This window comes from Sphingobacterium siyangense, from assembly GCF_023277505.1.
In the GTDB taxonomy this organism is placed as follows: domain Bacteria; phylum Bacteroidota; class Bacteroidia; order Sphingobacteriales; family Sphingobacteriaceae; genus Sphingobacterium; species Sphingobacterium siyangense.
This window is the reverse complement of sequence record NZ_CP080574.1, coordinates 5,100,734-5,117,443: the sequence shown is the minus strand read 5'-3', so window position 1 is coordinate 5,117,443 and position 16,710 is coordinate 5,100,734. Positions and strand designations below refer to the sequence as shown.

Annotated in this window: 12 protein-coding genes and 1 riboswitch; of the genes, 5 read left to right on the top strand and 7 right to left on the bottom strand. The window is 43.0% G+C overall.

The annotated features are described in order from the left end of the window. The first annotated feature begins 4 nt into the window (after positions 1 to 4). Complete coding sequence (locus K2F45_RS21600; protein WP_248932427.1) at positions 5 to 1,522, top strand: RagB/SusD family nutrient uptake outer membrane protein; 1,518 nt, start codon at positions 5 to 7, stop codon at positions 1,520 to 1,522. A gap of 98 nt (positions 1,523 to 1,620) precedes the next feature. Here K2F45_RS21600 and K2F45_RS21595 read toward each other — a convergent pair whose 3' ends face one another. Beyond that, the gene (locus K2F45_RS21595; RefSeq protein WP_070567048.1) at positions 1,621 to 1,884 is read right to left on the bottom strand and encodes a 5-oxoprolinase; all 264 of its coding nucleotides are present in this window, start codon (positions 1,882 to 1,884) and stop codon (positions 1,621 to 1,623) included. A 66-nt stretch (positions 1,885 to 1,950) separates the two neighbouring features. Next, a riboswitch (SAM-I-IV-variant riboswitch) is annotated at positions 1,951 to 2,044 on the bottom strand. Between the two features lie 210 nt (positions 2,045 to 2,254). On the opposite strand from K2F45_RS21595, the gene K2F45_RS21590 reads away from it, so the two are divergent. From K2F45_RS21590 to K2F45_RS21575, 4 genes are all read left to right on the top strand, one after another. Then, positions 2,255 to 3,025 (top strand): DUF3050 domain-containing protein, encoded by a 771-nt coding sequence (locus K2F45_RS21590; protein ID WP_248932426.1) that lies wholly within the window; start codon positions 2,255 to 2,257, stop codon positions 3,023 to 3,025. A 264-nt stretch (positions 3,026 to 3,289) separates the two neighbouring features. Continuing rightward, entirely contained in the window at positions 3,290 to 4,567 is a 1,278-nt protein-coding gene (locus K2F45_RS21585) for a TolC family protein (protein WP_248932425.1), read from the top strand. Continuing rightward, positions 4,567 to 5,628, top strand: coding sequence for an HlyD family secretion protein (locus K2F45_RS21580; protein ID WP_248932424.1), 1,062 nt, complete (start codon positions 4,567 to 4,569; stop codon positions 5,626 to 5,628). Before K2F45_RS21585 ends, K2F45_RS21580 begins: the two co-directional genes overlap by 1 nt. Then, positions 5,628 to 7,205 (top strand): efflux MFS transporter permease, encoded by a 1,578-nt coding sequence (locus tag K2F45_RS21575; protein ID WP_248932423.1) that lies wholly within the window; start codon positions 5,628 to 5,630, stop codon positions 7,203 to 7,205. The genes K2F45_RS21580 and K2F45_RS21575 overlap by 1 nt, the downstream gene beginning before the upstream one ends. Here K2F45_RS21575 and K2F45_RS21570 read toward each other — a convergent pair. From K2F45_RS21570 to K2F45_RS21545, 6 genes are all read right to left on the bottom strand, one after another. Continuing rightward, entirely contained in the window at positions 7,202 to 8,518 is a 1,317-nt protein-coding gene (locus K2F45_RS21570; RefSeq protein WP_248932422.1) for a TolC family protein, read from the bottom strand. The two genes, K2F45_RS21575 and K2F45_RS21570, sit on opposite strands and share 4 nt — an antisense overlap. A gap of 296 nt (positions 8,519 to 8,814) precedes the next feature. Further along, positions 8,815 to 11,913, bottom strand: coding sequence for an efflux RND transporter permease subunit (locus K2F45_RS21565; RefSeq protein WP_248932421.1), 3,099 nt, complete (start codon positions 11,911 to 11,913; stop codon positions 8,815 to 8,817). A gap of 35 nt (positions 11,914 to 11,948) precedes the next feature. Further along, on the bottom strand, positions 11,949 to 13,049 hold the full coding sequence (locus K2F45_RS21560; RefSeq protein ID WP_248932420.1) for an efflux RND transporter periplasmic adaptor subunit: 1,101 nt from the start codon (positions 13,047 to 13,049) through the stop codon (positions 11,949 to 11,951). 113 nt (positions 13,050 to 13,162) lie between these two features. Next, positions 13,163 to 14,539 carry a HAMP domain-containing sensor histidine kinase gene (locus tag K2F45_RS21555; protein ID WP_075993861.1) on the bottom strand — a complete coding sequence of 459 codons (1,377 nt, stop codon included), beginning with the start codon at positions 14,537 to 14,539 and terminating at the stop codon, positions 13,163 to 13,165. Next, complete coding sequence (locus K2F45_RS21550) at positions 14,539 to 15,219, bottom strand: response regulator transcription factor (protein WP_075993860.1); 681 nt, start codon at positions 15,217 to 15,219, stop codon at positions 14,539 to 14,541. Before K2F45_RS21550 ends, K2F45_RS21555 begins: the two co-directional genes overlap by 1 nt. A gap of 204 nt (positions 15,220 to 15,423) precedes the next feature. Then, on the bottom strand, positions 15,424 to 16,710 hold the full coding sequence (locus K2F45_RS21545) for a sensor histidine kinase (protein WP_248932419.1): 1,287 nt from the start codon (positions 16,708 to 16,710) through the stop codon (positions 15,424 to 15,426).

Here is a 16,710-nt window from a genome sequence, read left to right as displayed (position 1 = left end):
TGCTATGAAAAAGAAATTTATAACAGCGTTGATGCTATCCGGACTATTTTTGGGTTCCTGTAACAGTGCCTTGGACCTCAATCCTTTGGATCAGATTGCTTCGGACAACTATTTTAGCAAAAAATCGGATTTTGATAATGCATTGGCCGGTGTATACGCGTCATTGCAGAGTGAGACGTTCTCCTATGGGATGCCTTTCCGGGACTGTCTGACCGACAATGGCTACAATCAGTTCAACTCAGGTAGCGTCAATGAAATCGTAGGTGGGAATTTAAATCCGACCACAGGGGGGTATGAAACCGGAATTTATAACGATGCTTATGTGGGAATAGGACGTGCCAATCGCCTGATCGAGAAGCTTCAGGGCTATAACGGCTCCGATATGAACGATGCAGAGAAGAAAAATATGGAAGCCGAAGCCCGCTTTATCCGTGCTTTTGTTTATTTCCAATTGTACAGTATTTATGGTGAGGTGCCGCTTGTGCTGACTTCCCTTAGTCTGGAGAATCAACGTCAGCCAAAGGAAAGTGCGGAGAATATCCTAAAACAGATTCGCGCTGATCTGGATTTTGGGATCGCTAACTTAGCGGCTAAACCTTATTTCAATAATGGGGGGCATGCGACCGCAAGTTCAGCAAAAGCCTTGAAAGCACGGGTTTTACTGTTTGCGGCTTATGGTGACAAAGGGGTGCCCGATTTAGCAATCTTGAAAGAGGTAAAAGACTTATGCACCGATGTCATGAAAGAGTATACCCTGAGTACGGCTTTTGAAAATGTCTTTCGCGATGCAACACAGAAGAACAATACCGAGATTATCTTTTCGGTCAATTTTCTGGCACCGAATAATACAGCCCCCTGGGACATGTACCTAGGCGACTGGATCGCTGCTTCACCTTTACAAAACCTGGTGGATACCTATGAATGCAAAGATGGTCTGCCTTATGGTGAATCACCCTTGACTGACCGAGCCAATCCCTTCAAAGATAGGGATCCGCGCTTGAGCAAAACAATTTTCGTGGATCATCCCGACTTTGGCGGCGGTAAGATCCATACACCGTCCAATCCGCGGCCTACAGGTTATGGGGTATTGAAATTTTTGGATCCGGCCAACTTACCTTTTGGCTTTTCAACATTGAGCCAACAGGATGCGGTTGTACTGCGGTTTGGAGAGGTGTTATTGATGTATGCCGAAGCACAAAATGAAATCGCCGGGCCAGATCAATCGGTTTACGATGCTATGAATACCCTGAGGAGCCGCGTTCAGATGCCCGGGTTTCCTGCCGGTTATAACAAGGAAAAAATGCGCGACCGTATCCGCCACGAAAGAAGGGTTGAACTTGCTTTCGAAGGACTACGGCATTACGACCTGATTCGTTGGCATATCGCAGGCGAAGTACTCAATGCGGTCAAAGACAGTAAAGTGCCCTATCATTTTGAGGACAAATTTTACCGCTGGCCATTACCACAAACAGAAATTGAGAAAAGCGCAGGTGTGTTAATTCAGAATCCAAACTATAAATAATAAGATTATCGCCTTCTTTTAAATCGGCAATTTCCTAAACCAACCACAGCAGCGCGCACGAAGTCCTTTCGATGCGCGCTTTTTTTTGTCGATAACGATTACTGTAAAGGAATCAGGACATTCTGTTCCAAGCGTACAGGGACATGCTTCACCGAGGTAAAACCGTCTTCCTTGGAAATGATGTTGGAAAGATCCAGTCCTCTTTTGGAGAACGTACTGATCAAAGCTGTTCTAAAGGTTGCCTTGGCTGAACCCCAGCCTTGTCCTAAGATGGTGTCATTGTTGAGCTGGATCAGTTCATCTGTTGAGTAATAACTGAATTTTTCCAGTAAGTGTTGGTAAAGATTTGTTGTAGTAGCCATACAATTTAAAAATTTAAAGGATTAAACCATAAACTGTATCCAGATCTTGTTGGGAAAATAATCGTTCTGCGACGTTTATTTTGGTCGAAACCCGTATTAATTTACCACCGCGGTGCCTGCACTCGGTTGGTATTGCATCATGCAATTCTGAATACTCTACAAATATAGTAGATTATTTTTTATAATTAAAAATATTTTTGTTTTTAAGGGTAAAGGAGCGTTAGCAACCGGAATAGGGAGGTCAAAAGCGAGGCGCGTTGTTGGCTGTGATTTGGTTATGAAGCGGATAGCAGGGCGAAAAATTTATCATGTTACTGTAATCTCATCGAAAATACTTTTAAAAATAGAGATAAGACAATACTTTTGCGCCATGAATAGAATTGCGGAAATTAACGAATACATTGCTACCGAACGCGAGGTATTATTGCAACACCCTTTATATCGTAAGATCAAAACGATCAAGAATCTACGTTCTTTTACAGAAGGGCATGTGTACGCTGTATGGGATTTTATGTCTTTACTAAAAGCTTTACAGATTAAATTGACCTGTACGACTTTACCTTGGTTTGCGAGTGAGCATCCATCAACACGCTATCTAATCAACGAAATTGTCTTGGCTGAGGAGTCGGATGAATACATTGATGGCCGCCGTTTGAGCCACTTTGAGATGTATCTGGACGCCATGGATGCCATGGGTGCCGACCTTCATCTGGTCAACAAATTTATTGCTCAAGCCAAAAAATCGAACAACATATTCGATGTCATTGCAACGACCACATTGGACAAGCGGATCAAAGACTTTTTGAATTTTACATTCGAAGTGATTGCTGAGGGCGAGGTGCATAAAATTGCCGCAGCATTTACATTTGGACGTGAAGACCTTATTCCGGGAATGTTTACTTCTATTTTGGAAGAAATTAAAACAAACTTTCCTACAGCCAATCTGGATAGCTTTATTTATTATTTTCAACGCCATATTGATCTTGACGGCGACGAGCATGGACCGTTGGCGATGCAGATGATCACAGATCTTGGGAAGGACGATGAGGTTAAATGGACGGAAATGAAAGAGATCAGTAAAATTGCGCTACAAAAAAGAATCCAGCTGTGGAATGCAATAGAAGATTCCTTATACGGATAATCTATTATTATACCATCGAGAAAGGCCTTTCAAATCACGATTTGAAAGGCCTTTTTTATGTGCTGTAAAAAAGGATATTGTAAGGACTTCTTGGCAGATATTGGTCTTTTTGTTTGAATTGATGAAAAAATGTCTTTTTTCCATAACATATTGGCGTTTGTGAAGAAATCCAAGTTCCAATAAGTGTCTAAGTTTGCAACGCAAAAAAATTACATAGCACACGTGAACTTTTTTCCTCCCTATTGGGCAAAAGGCATACTAACCATGGGATTGTTAGTATGCGCTATTTCGGACACCTTCGCCCTCGATTCTTTGCGCATGTCCCTGAAAGACATGATCGACAAAGCACTACAGAACAGTAAATACATCGAGCAGTCCTATTTGCAGCTCAAAGAAACTGAGGTGGCAGTACAGCAGCAACGCATGGAGTTGCTCCCTAAGATTTCCGCCAGAGCTTCTGCTAGTTATGCAAGTAATATGCCTGTGTATGACCAGGGGCTTTTAAATAAACCTTCCCAGCATGATATCATTCATTACTTGTACGATAGCGGCCTGGATTTTTATCTGAACCTCTACAATGGGCATCGGGACCTGATGAAAATTGAGTCCAAAAAACTGGAAAATGAGCTGGCCGGAATCGATTGGAAGAATGCCGCCGCGCAGACGAAATTGGAGGTTTGCAATCTTTTTTTGGATTTGGAACTGTCGTATAGTAACCGATCTTTAATCGAGCAGGATATTGCTGATCAACGGGTACAGCTCAAGGAGATTGAGCATCTGTATAAGGCGGGCGTGGTATTACACAGTGACGTCTTGCGTATTTCGTTGGAGCTTTCGAAGCGGGAACTGTTGCTCGTGCAGATCGGTCATGATATTCAGGCTGCAAATCAGAAGCTGCAGCTAATTGGCGGTATTACAGCAGAGATTATCCCCTTAACTGAGCCTTTTAAAGTGGAAAGCCCCAGCTATGAAGCGCTTGTTGCCGAAGCGCGAAGTCATGCTTTTTCCCTTCTAAAATCCGAACAGGAAGTTGTTTTGAAGAAATTGTCGGTCAAACAGGCGCGATCAAATTATCTTCCTGAGTTGGGGTTGACCAGTACATTTACCTTTGCCAATCCACAGGTTTTCTTGTATCCCTATAATCCCAGCTGGTATAATCTGAGTATCACAGGGCTCAAATTAAGCATACCGATCTCGGCTATCTATCTCAATAAAAACGTGGTGCGCGGAGCACAGATCGCATTGGATCGACAAGAGGTAAAACACCATCATGAAGAGGAGATTCTGGAAAATCAGCTGTTACAGGCCTTGTTGGATTATCAATTGGCTATTAAGCAGCAGGAGGTCTGTCAAAACAATAAGGCGTTGGCGCAGGAAAATGCACGAATTATAAAAAACAGGTATTTTAAATCATCGGCTTTGATTACAGATCTCTTGGATGCTGATATGCAATACCTAAAAACACTTTTTGATCTTGAAACCGCACATATTGCGATACAGAAACATTATTATTTTATCGAATTTTTGAAGGGTACTATCTAATGAAACCTAAATCACGAAGAACAGTTGTGGAGGCACAACTCACTCGAATCACCAACTGGTTGGCCGGAATTGTCTTGTTGGCCTTGTTGTTATGGGGCGCTCAAGCATTATGGATGCGACTGCGGTATACCTACACAAATGATGCACAGGTAACACAGTATATCAATCCCATTGTTTCTCGGGTAGGAGGATATGTGGTTTCTGTGCATTATCACGATCATCAATTGGTTAAACGGGGTGATACCTTGTTGCTTATAGATAATAAGGAATATAAATATGAGGCTGATCAGGTAGCTGCATCCGTCAATAAGGAAGCTGCAGAGATCAATGTTCTTCATAGTCAAAAGGAAATTCTCCAGGCGGAACATGAATCTTTACGGACCTCAATTGCTGCCGGGGAAGCTCGGGTAACCAAGCAACAGTTGGAATATGATCGATATAATTATTTGTTTCAGGAAAAGTCTGCAACGGCTCAGCAGCTGGAGGATGTAAAAGCGACGTTGGATGTGTATAAGAGTGAGCTAGCTTCGTTAAAGCATAAATTACAGGCTTCACAGGAACGGGTGCATGATGTGGATATGAAAAAAGGTGTGGTCGATGCCGAACGTGTTCGTTTAACGGCAGCTGTCGGCCGTAAAAGGCTTGATGTTGGTTATACCGTTATTCGCGCACCTTACGATGGACAGATTGGCAAACGCACGATTGAGAAAGGTCAAATGATAAGTGCTGGCGAAGTTTTGGGCTTTATCGTCAATAGAGAAACCCCAACCTGGGTAACCGCTAATTTTAAGGAAACACAACTGCGTTATTTGCATCTTGGCAATAGGGTTGAGGTGGTTGCTGACGCGTATCCGGATCAAAAATTCTATGGAAAAATTATTTCCATCTCCCCAGCTACAGGTTCTGCATTCTCCCTTTTGCCGCCAGATAATGCAACGGGCAACTTTGTGAAGATTGTACAACGCGTACCTGTGCGCATTGAGCTGGATAGGCAAAAGGGAGCGCAACAGCTTCTTTCGGGAATGAATGTGAATGTGTCGGTATCAAAAAAGCAGAAATAGTGAAAGGAATTTTTAAAGAATGGGTACCGGAGTGGTTGATCAAGCTTATCCTGTTTAGCAGCTTGATGCCGAGTATGGTCTTATTTTTCCTGCCAGGTGCAAATACAAATGTCACCGCTGGATTTTACGGTGCCCAACCCAGTGATGTCCAGTTCCTGATCATTTTATTTTATGCTGGTTTTGTAGGATTCTACGTTTTAGAACGACGCTTTTTTTTATACTTTCCCATCAAGCAGTACTACATTATTTTTAATCTTCTACAGCTATTGAATTGCTTTTTGATGTACAGCATCACCGATATCAGCTGGGTATATGGCCTGCGCTTTTTCCAAGGGATGTTGTTTGCTTCTGCCGTAAACTTATCGATCTCCATGATATTCTCACGGTTGAAAAGCGATCGGGCTAAGGAAGTAAGTTATGCTGTCTTTTTTGGTATGTTACTCTGCAGCTCCCCATTTAATACTTTCGTCACGGCTGAATTTATCGATTCATTCAATTTTGATCAGCTCTATCTATACGCTGCCTTATCATTTGTACCGGGTTTATTGTTGATTATGCTGTCGATGCGCTCTATACGGCATATACGCCCTTACCCTTTGTTTTCATTAGACTGGGCAAGCTGCATTTTCTATAGTCTTGTGATCGTCAGTTTTGGCTATTTAATGGTGTATGGACAAGAAGTTTATTGGTTTAACGATCGGCACATGCTGATCATATTCGGGGTAGGTCTAGCGTTGCTTATTCTTTTTATTGTTCGGCAAATGGTGCTCAGGCGTGTGTATATTCATTTGGCGATTTTTAAAAACAGGAACTTTCTCTTGGGCTTATTGATTTTGTACATGATGTATATCGAGCGCTTCTCCTTGACCATCTCAAATCAATATCTCGTACAGGTTATTCAACTCGATCCTATTCATTTGTCCTATATCCAGTGGTTTAATATTGCTGGTATTGTCGCTGGTGTTCTAGGCTCATTGTATTGGATGCTTGGGCAACGCCCCGTAAAATGGATCTGGATTTCGGGCTATTGTTGCTTGCTGCTGTTTCACCAATGGATGTTTTTCTCCTTTGAGGGGCAGGGGAATGATGCGCATTTTTGGATACCCTTAGTTTTACATGGACTCGGAGTAGGACTTATTATGGTACCCACCATCTTATTTTGCATTACCAGTGTCAGTCCTCAATTGGGGGCTTCCGCGGCTGCGGTCTGTCTTGCTATCCGATACCTGGGCTACACGAGCAGTATCGGTTTACAGAATTTTTTCAAGTTGTTTGAATATGCCCAGCACCAACAGGTTTTTAGGGACCAAACGGAAGTGGGCAATCCCTTATTTCGGGAGTACCTGCAGCAGGAATCTGTCAGCATTTTGCAGCATGGACTGCAGTATAAGGAACATACGGCAGCCTTAAAGCTCGTTGCTGAGCGGGTCAAGATCCAATCCTTTGTGCGCTATGCCATGGATTATTATGAGATCATGTCCATGATCAGTATCAGCGTACTTTTGCTGATACTGATTTCGCCTTCCTTGAAAAGCATGTATAAGAAACTAGGAAAAAACAGAATTTCTCCAGCTTAGATCTCCTGAATATCCCATATCCCGGCGGTACGTTGGAGTTCGACCAAGGCGATCGCATAATTGTAACGGGCTTCATAATAGCTAAGCTGTGTTTCATTGTAGGTCCGTTGGGCATTTAAAACTTCCAGTAGGGATGTTTCTCCTCTTTTATAGCTGTAAACCTTTCCTTCCAAAATTGCTTTTGCTTCCGATAGCATAGCGCTGTCAAATAGCTGTACCTGTTTTTGAGCGGCCTGGTAGGAGAGGAACGCTTGCGTAACTTCGATCTGAATGCGTAGGAGCACGTCCTGATAGGCAATCTCATCCTGATCGATCTTAAATTTTGCGGCTTTAAGATCGCCTGTTTTAAAATTCGAGAACTTTAGCGGAATTGAAATACCTGCATTTATAGCCGTAAACTGAGGCGTTGGGGCAGTTTGATTTCGTGCTTCTCCATTATGAGTGACGCCAAATGAAAGTCCGAGGTCTATCGCCCGGTTGGCCTGAGCCAATTGGAACAGGCGCTGTGAAAGTTGTTTGTTTTGCAGGACAACTTTTAGATCGCTGCGGTCATTTTGGGCTACTCGGACCAGTTCATCTAAGCGGTATGCCCGGTCCAAATGATCGAAAGCACCTGGGTGTACCCCCGTTGTCGTAAGGGAGTTGTCTGCCATAAATAAGGAAAGGTTTACAAGGGCGGATTTCCAGGTTGCTTCTGTTGCCAGCAATGTATTGTGCATATTGGCGGCCTCTAATTTAGATTGGCGGAAATCTATTTCAGGGATGCTCCCCAATGTATAACGGATACTATCCGATGTGGCCAATTGCCTAAGTTGCTGATAGGAATTTTGGTTTATTTTTACCAATAATGCCTGCTGTTTTGCTGTTAAAAATGCGAGAGTAGCGTCGGCACGTAAATTTCGGAAATAGTCTGCTAGCAATAAACGGGTTACCTCGGCTTCATCTTTGGCCAGGTTTATCCGGGCTTTTCGTTTAGCCCCCAGCTCCAGTGTCCATGCAATTCCCGCATTATAGCCCCGCCCCAGTTGTTTTGTACGCTCACTATTATCAAAAATGCCCATACTAAATTCAGGGTCAGGAAATACCCTGGCGCTAATGATATTGGCTTCAGCAATGCTGAGGTTGAATTTTTCGGCGGCGTAGCCCAGATTATTTTTAGCGACTGTATGTATAAATTTTGAATAATCGAGTTGCTGCCCTGTCGCTTCTGACACGCTGCTATTCCTATCCTGAGCAATTGCTGTATGGTATAGCGCGAGTATAAAAAGAAAAAAGGTAAAGCTTTTCTTTGTTAAAATGGGTTGTTTGTTCATGATCATCGACTTGTTCTGAATGTTATGTTTTAGTGATTCTTTTATAAAAGTACCAGGGCGCTCTTTGATACATGAAATAAGTCGCCCGGGCTATTCGTAAGCGCCTTCCGTTTGGATCCCCTGCTTCCTGGATTGAGCAAACCTTCAGCGGATGTGATTGCTGTGTAGGTTTTGCTGAAGGCTTTTCAATTTTCAGGTTGTATCCACTCCATGTTCAGGTTGTATCCATTCCATGTTCAGGTTGTATCCACTCGAAACAGCAGAAAGCAAGCTGTTTCGAATGGATGAATTTGTATTTATTCTACAGGGGCTTTTTGTTTGGTGCTGTTACGTTCTAAAAGATAATAGAGTGGAGGAAGCACAAATAGTGTTAGGATAGTCGAAAATAGTAAGCCATAAACGATTACCGTTGCCAAAGGGCGTTGCACATCCGATCCAATCCCTGTTGCTAGTGAAGCCGGAAGCAAACCAAGAATGGCTACCGTAGCGGTCATCAAAACGGGGCGAAAACGACTAAAGGCTCCCTGTGTTACCGCTTTATGTAGCGGAAGCCCATTTTTATGCAGTACATTCATCTGTGAAAGCATCAAGACACCGTTTTGTATGGCAACACCAAATAAGGCAATAAAACCGACTGCCGAGGAAACGTTTAGCGTCATCCCGCGAACATGGAGTGCGAGCATACCGCCAAAAAGTGCCAAGGGTACGATGCCCATTAATAGACCGGCTTGCCTAAATGAACCAAATGTGCCGTACAATAGGATAAATATAATGGCTAATGTCAATGGGACGATAATGGCAAGACGCGTATAGGCACGTTGCTGATTTTCAAATTGTCCACCCCATTTTAAACTAATTTTATGTTGGTCATAGGGTATGTTTTTGGCAATGGCCTGCTGTGCTTCAGTGAGGAATGTTCCTAGATCGCGACCGCGAACATTTAGACGGACCGTCAACTGTCGGTTGTTACGCTCGCGTGAAATCATACTTTCTCCCGTATTGAGTTTAATAGTGGCCACCTGAGCTAATGGAATACGGTTTCCATTTTCGGGATACAGCATTAAATTGCCGATTTTTTCGGGCGAATTCCTGTTTTCCTCCTGATATTGACAGGTAATATCATACACTTTGATTCCCTGATAGACCTGTGCTACGGCTTTTCCCCCGATAGCGATCTGGATCAGGTCAGTCACGTCAGCGATGTTCAGTCCGTATTGCGCTATTTTATCGCGATCGGCGATAATCTGCAATTGGGGGAGTGGTGGCTCCTGATCAATGGCCAGATCGACAGCTCCCTTCACTTGTTGGAGTGTTGTGATCAGTTCCTCGGCGACCCGTCGGGTTTCTTTTAAATCATCGCCGAATATTTTGACAACGAGCTCACTATGGGCGCCAGCGATTTTATCCATGACCCCGTCGATCATGGGTTGGGAAAAAGCAACATTGAAGCCCGGCATTTTCGCATATTCTGCAGCAAGCTCATTGATCAGGTCATCCTTGGTTTTTCCCCATTTCCATGTTTTGTAAGGTTTTAATCCCACACTAACTTCGAAATGGGAGGGTGTCCAGGCGTCGGTACCATCGTCGTTACGCCCGGCCTGAACCATGACATAGGAGATCTCATCGTGTTTAAGTGTGCGGGCACGTAGGGTATCACTCATTTCTTTTGACTTTTCTACTGTGATGCCCGGGGGAAGTGACACTTGAAGCCAGATCGAGCCTTCATCCAACGACGGAAGAAAGTCCTTGCCAACGGAGGCCGTAAGCAAACCTGTGGCAAGCAATACAATTGCCAATGGAATGAAAACTTGTTTGGGAGCCTGCATAACCTTTTCTATCGCCGACTGATAAGCCGCAGTCAATTTTGCCAACCATTTGTTGTGAAAGATTTTTTGGGGTTTGCGATAGATCAAATAGGCCAACCCGGGAATAAGCACAAGAGCGACAGCCAAGGCACCGAAGAGGGCATAACCTACGGTATAGGCCATCGGCGTAAAAAGTTTTTTCTCGACGCGCTCAAATGCGAACAGGGGAAGATAGGCTGTAATAATGATCAGTGTCGCAAAGAATATGGGTTTGGCGACTTCAGCAATTTTCTGCGCAATCGTTTTTTCCTGTAGCAGACCTTCTGGTTCATCTTCCCTTTTTTTAAGAATGGTTTCGAGTATAACGATGGCTCCGTCTACAATAATCCCAAAATCAATTGCCCCTAAGGAAAGCAAGTTGGCGGGAATATGGGTGAAATGCATCAGAATAAAGGCAATCAACAAGGACAATGGAATGGTAATGGCCACCAAGAGTGCGCCACGCCAGCTGCCCAGAAAAATAATAAGGACAAAAATAACCAAGATCATACCTTCGAGAAGGGTTTTGGAAACGGTATGTAGGGTATTGTCGACCAAACTGGTTCTATCGAGCACGACATGTATTTTTACGTCTTCCGGAAGAATCTTTTCGTTTAGTTCGCGGACCGTTGCATTTACACCTGCCAAAACATCAGAAGGATTCTCATTTTTTAATAGGAGCACAATGCCTTCGATATTGTCCGAATAATTGGCCCCGCGTTTATCCGAATATCCTAAAGCCCCTTTGCGGGCTAAATTACCAAGTTTGATCTGACCGAGGTTACGCATATAGATGCGGTTTCCGTTGGTGGATTTTACGACGATGTTGCCCAAATCATCCAATGTCTTGACCAGACCGATGCCACGGATGACGTACGACTGATCTCCACGGTTCATCACACTGCCGCCGGCATTGGCATTATTGCTTTCGATCTTGGCGACAACTTCGGCAAGCGAAATTTCATATTGGTCAAGCTTTTTCGGATCCAGTTCCACTTGGAACTGCGTGGTGATTCCCCCAAAATTGGTTACATCAGCAACGCCCGAAACCTGTTTGATTTTAGGAATAATAACAAAATTTTGAAGATCCGTCAACTGTCGTAAATCGTGGGTTTTACTTTCAAGAATATAACGGAAGATCTCACCTGTGGGTGAAGTCAGTGGATCCAATCCCGGACTGGCACCATAGGGCAGGGATAAATCAGCTAGACGCTCCTGTATACGGGCTCTCGCCCAATAATCCTCAATGCCATCTTTGAAGACAATCGTGACCATGGATAGGCCAAAAGTCGTTTTACTGCGCATCACTTCCATCCCGGGCAATCCATTGATGGCCTGTTCGATGGGGATGGTGATCTGCTGTTCCATTTCTTCGGCAGCGAGTCCCGGTACCTGGGTTACGACCTGTGACGATACGTCAGCGATATCAGGGTATGCCTCAACCGAAAGTTGTCGCCAGGCATAGTAACCGAAAAAACCGATCAATAGAAAAGATGCGGCGATTACCCATCTCTTTGCAATGATATGGCCAATCAATTGTTTAATATTCATGTGTTTCTATTTTAAAAGTTGAAAGCCTGAGTCCATCAGAGGCCGGGTGTTAAATAAAAGGCACCTTCACCAACAATCTGTTCCTGCGGAACCAGGCCCGTTAAAATCTGGATTGCATCACCTTCTGTTACGCCAGTAGTAACATAGCGTTTGACGAAGGTATTGGACGATGTTTTGACCCAAACAAAACTCTTATCGTTAAATTGAAATACAGCTTTTGCCGGAATGAAAAGTGTCGGAGTTGTTTGCCGTTCGAATTCGGCGTTGACATACATCCCTGGTTTTAAGGCACGATCAGCATTTTCACAGGCAATGAGGACCTCAATATTCCGGCTTGCTTCGTCGACAAATTGGTTGATATGGACAATTTTTCCGGGTATTTTTTTAGTAGGGAGCGCATCTACGCTCACTTCAACACGCGCAAGTTGATCGATTGCCGGCAAGTCCTTTTCTTTGATGTAGGCCGAAACCCATACTTTTGACAATTCTGCAATGCGGAGTAATGCCGGAGCGTCTTCTTTCGTGTACTGCCCCAGTACAATTGAACTACTTAAAATTTCGCCTTGAATAGGTGAACGAACAAGGAGAGGCTCACCGAGAACGCTATGGGTCGGGTTGCTGTCGAATATTTTTAAGGCGGCAGTGGCATTTCCAAGCGCAGCATTGCTCGTCGCAAAATTTGTTTCTGCTTCTTCGAGTTCTTTTTTAGTGCCAACACCATGCGCGATGAGATCTTTTTGGCGTTTTAACATATTCTCGGCAAGCATAAATGCTTGTTTGGCGTCAAGGTAAGCCCTTTGTGCCTCAAAATAGTCGGATGAACTAATTGAAAATAAAGGCGTGTTGATGGCAACTTTTTGGCCCAGTTTCACGTGGGATTTGACAATTCGTCCGGCAAAAGGTACCGGAATCTCCACATAGCTGCTGGGAATAATCTTCACTGTAGCAGCTGCATTTAGTTTCAGCGCATGCTGTGCATTGGTGGTCGTAACAAATTTGAGTTTCGATAACAGGGACGTGTTTTCACTGACGGTCACGGTGTCTCCAACTGCGCTGATGGTCGGAGATTGGTTGGGGCTTTCGTGAGACTGACTGTTGCAAGCTTGCAGCAACAGCAGCACAGGGATCCAATTCATGTACCTCAAGGATTGGATCGAATAGTTGATTGTACGGTTAATCATACCGCAAAACTATCCACCTGCTCCCGATAAGCCGATTAGAGGGGCTTTAGAAAAAAATTAGAATTTTATTAGAATAATGAACGATGGGGGATATCAATGCTAAAAACACTTCCAACGCCTTTTGCCGAGCGGACGCTGATCTCGCCTTGATGGAGAAGCACGATTTTTCGGGTAAGCGATAAACCGATACCATTTCCCTCGCTATAATCTTTGTTGCTTCCACGATAGAATGGCGTGAATATATTGGGCAGATCGACCGGGTCAATGCCTATTCCGTCATCTTTAAATTCCAGCTGAATCCTATTTTCATCCGCCTTGATAGCGATTAGGCATTTTTGATTGGGTGAAAATTTACAGGCATTTTCAATGAGGTTGACAAAGGCGACCTGCAATAGATACTCATTTGCATTGATGGATAGAAGTTTTTCATCTTCAATCGCCGGATCGACAAAAATGTCGAGTTTATAATTTGGACTTGACTGAAGAACCTGCTGGCATGCATCAATTAGTAGTTCGTCTATACGTAAGGTTTTAAACGCGATTTCTGAGCTGTCGTAACTTGCTTTGGCAAAATCAAGTAAGCTATTAAATAACTTCTTCAGTTTCTGTGCATCATTGAGCGTATTGTCGATGACAGTTTTATACTCCACTATGCTACGGTCCTTATTGGCAGAAATCTCGAGTTCTGCAATCATGGCGGCCAAGGGGGTTCTTAGCTCATGCGAGATATTGGAGACAAAATGCTTTTGGGCATCAAAGGAGTTCTCGAGGCGGTCAAGCATCGCATTGAATGTGCTGGCCAATTCGGAAAGCTCGTCTTTATTTCCGCTACTCGTAAGCCTGGCATCCAAACTTGTCGCAGAAATGGTTTTTACACGTTGTGTCATTTCCAGGATAGGTTGAAAGACCTTTTTGGAAAAGAATATTCCTGCTGCATAGATCAGAAATATAGACAAAATGAAAACCAAAAGAATGGTAGATAATAGACTATTCAGTTTATTGTAGCCGTATTGATCATAAGCTGCGGCTGTGATGATGTAAGTTTTGTCTTTGTACGGAAAGGTTATGCCGATGACCTGCCATTTTTCCTGATAAAATCGTATTTCTTTATTTTTGAGAATATCCTGCAGCATGGCTGGTGTCTCTTTGACAAAGTCGATATCTACGGCATCATGATACAAGAGGTCAAAACGGGTGTCGTAAATTGCCACCTCGACTTCGTTGAGGATTTTTCGGTTGTTGTGGTAGATATCTTCTAAGGTCTTTTTGTCGACTTTTGCATTCAAAAAAAGGTTTGCTTTGGTGTAAGCTTCTTTTTTCAATAGGGCGTAAAATTCTCTTTCCCGATTCTCCACCGCTGAAAAATATACTGTACAGGCAAATACCAGCAATATGGTGGCTGTAATCAGCGTGAACAATATGGAGATTCGTGTCCTGATTCGCATTAGTCTTGTTTTAGAATAAAGCCCATTCCGGATTTGGTATGGATATATCTGGTCGCAAAATCTTTGTCGATTTTTTTACGTAGATAGTTGATGTAAACATCAATGAAGTTGGTTCCGGTGTCGAAATGCGTTTCCCACACTTTTTCAGCAATTTCCATTCTGGAAAGGACACGCTCGGGATTCTGCAATAAATAATGGAGTAACTTGAACTCTTTGGGGGTCAAATGGATTTCGACAGTATTCCTTTTGACGCTTTTGGTATGCAGGTTCATTTCCAGGTCTCCATAACGCAAAATTGTTCCCGTGAGTGTATCTTGTTTTTGATATCTTTTGAGCAGGACTCTGATGCGGGCTAGGAGTTCGCGCATTTCAAAAGGTTTGACCAGATAGTCATCCGCTCCGGCGTCAAACCCCTCAATTTTATCGTCTGTAGTTCCTAATGCTGTTAACATGATAATGGGGACATCGGGTTTGAGATGACGAATTTCTTTGCAGAGATCCAATCCATCCATCTTGGGGAGTACGATATCGGTTATGATAAGATCAAAGTCGTGTTGTAAGGCCATTTTCTTTCCAGATATGCCGTCGTAGGCAATAGCTGTTTGAAATTCATTTTCATCAAGTCCGCGTTTGATCAATCCTGCGACACGTACGTCATCTTCGACTAGGAGAATCTTCATATAAAGAAAAACGTTAAAAACTTCGATTCATCGAAGTTTATCTATGATACCAAATCATGGGCTATCCATGCATTGTCCCTACAAATGTATCAAACTAAGCTAAATTTACACGGATATGCAAATAAAACTTTCTACATGGTCCTGCGATGACATCATTTACCTAATGTCTGTTATTGATCGTAGAATAGGACTACTTTTGGAATTTTAAAAATGAATGGAAAAAATATGTTGATTATTTTCAAATTGATAATCAACAGTCCAGCCTTGATACCGGGCGATTTCGGTAATAATTGCCAATCCTAAACCACTGCCTTGGCTGTTTTTCGAAAGTTTGGAAAACCGTTTGAATAAAAGTATTTTATCTAAGGGCATTGAACCGGGATTATATACCGTTAAAGAAGTTTGATTGAGATGTACAGCAAGTGTATCGTTGGCATTGCTGTAACGTATGGCGTTCAGGAGTAGGTTGTTGATCAGGATTTCGGTCAGACTGCTGTTTCCTGTCAGCAGCACCGACGGTTGGATCTCTTGTTGCAGCTGTAACTGTTTTAGCTCCAGATGTTCTTGCATGACTTCAATACTTTGTGTAACAAGCGAGTCCATACTGATTTTTTCGGAATGATCGAATTGACTATTGTCAATCTTGGCGAGCAGCAGCAGGTTGCGGTTGATTCGCGTGCTACGTGAAAGCGCTTTATGCATATCTTCAAAGAGCTGGTACTGCTCATCACTTAGATCAGGGTACTGCAATAAGATATCTAACTTATTTTTTAGGATTGCCAAGGGTGTTTGCAATTCATGAGAAGCATTTTCAGTGAATTCCTTTTGTGATCGGTATACGGCCAGGTTTTTTTCAAGAAGTTTGGATAAGGATTGATTAAGCTCATGGAACTCTATGGTGTCCGTTTGCTGAAAGTCAACCTGTTGTTGACTATTGAGATTAAATGCCTTCAATTTATCAACGGTATCTCGAAATGGTTTCCAGAGCCTAAGTGATATTTTTCTGGAGATAATAAGTAAACCAATGACCAAGATAACAAAGAAAAACAGTGTTGTTGCGGCAATGGCGGCAATAGTCTCTACGGATTCTTCAATATTTGTTTGTACAGTAAAACGATAAGGCGCACCATTGATCTGAATAACAGATGATAGGCATCTAAATCGGTCAATTGTCTTTGGATCAACAAAACGTTGCGGTTTTTCGATGGTATACACGCTATCTTGCAATAAATCGCCCGGTTTTACGCGATGTATATTGGTTTCAGGTTGTATGGTATTCCATAAAGCGATGCTGGCTTGGAGGCTGTCTTCGGAGAGTTTTAAACTGTTCAGCTCGTAGGTCGTTTTTTTGACGATAATTTCGTTATGTTCGTCTAATTCACTTTTCCATATCCCGTCGATTACAAAATAATAAACAGGAATACTGACACCTAGTACGATCAATACATAGAGTAGAAATGGGGTTGTTATTTTGCTCAGTAGGGGTTTCAT

Coding starts and splice junctions, on each gene's coding strand:
- K2F45_RS21600 (WP_248932427.1), top strand. CDS start 5: ATGAAAAAGAAATTTATAACAGCGTTGATGCTATCCGGACTATTTTTG.
- K2F45_RS21595 (WP_070567048.1), bottom strand. CDS start 1,884: ATGGCTACTACAACAAATCTTTACCAACACTTACTGGAAAAATTCAGT.
- K2F45_RS21590 (WP_248932426.1), top strand. CDS start 2,255: ATGAATAGAATTGCGGAAATTAACGAATACATTGCTACCGAACGCGAG.
- K2F45_RS21585 (WP_248932425.1), top strand. CDS start 3,290: ATGGGATTGTTAGTATGCGCTATTTCGGACACCTTCGCCCTCGATTCT.
- K2F45_RS21580 (WP_248932424.1), top strand. CDS start 4,567: ATGAAACCTAAATCACGAAGAACAGTTGTGGAGGCACAACTCACTCGA.
- K2F45_RS21570 (WP_248932422.1), bottom strand. CDS start 8,518: ATGAACAAACAACCCATTTTAACAAAGAAAAGCTTTACCTTTTTTCTT.
- K2F45_RS21565 (WP_248932421.1), bottom strand. CDS start 11,913: ATGAATATTAAACAATTGATTGGCCATATCATTGCAAAGAGATGGGTA.
- K2F45_RS21560 (WP_248932420.1), bottom strand. CDS start 13,049: ATGAATTGGATCCCTGTGCTGCTGTTGCTGCAAGCTTGCAACAGTCAG.
- K2F45_RS21555 (WP_075993861.1), bottom strand. CDS start 14,539: ATGCGAATCAGGACACGAATCTCCATATTGTTCACGCTGATTACAGCC.
- K2F45_RS21550 (WP_075993860.1), bottom strand. CDS start 15,219: ATGAAGATTCTCCTAGTCGAAGATGACGTACGTGTCGCAGGATTGATC.
- K2F45_RS21545 (WP_248932419.1), bottom strand. CDS start 16,710: ATGAAACCCCTACTGAGCAAAATAACAACCCCATTTCTACTCTATGTA.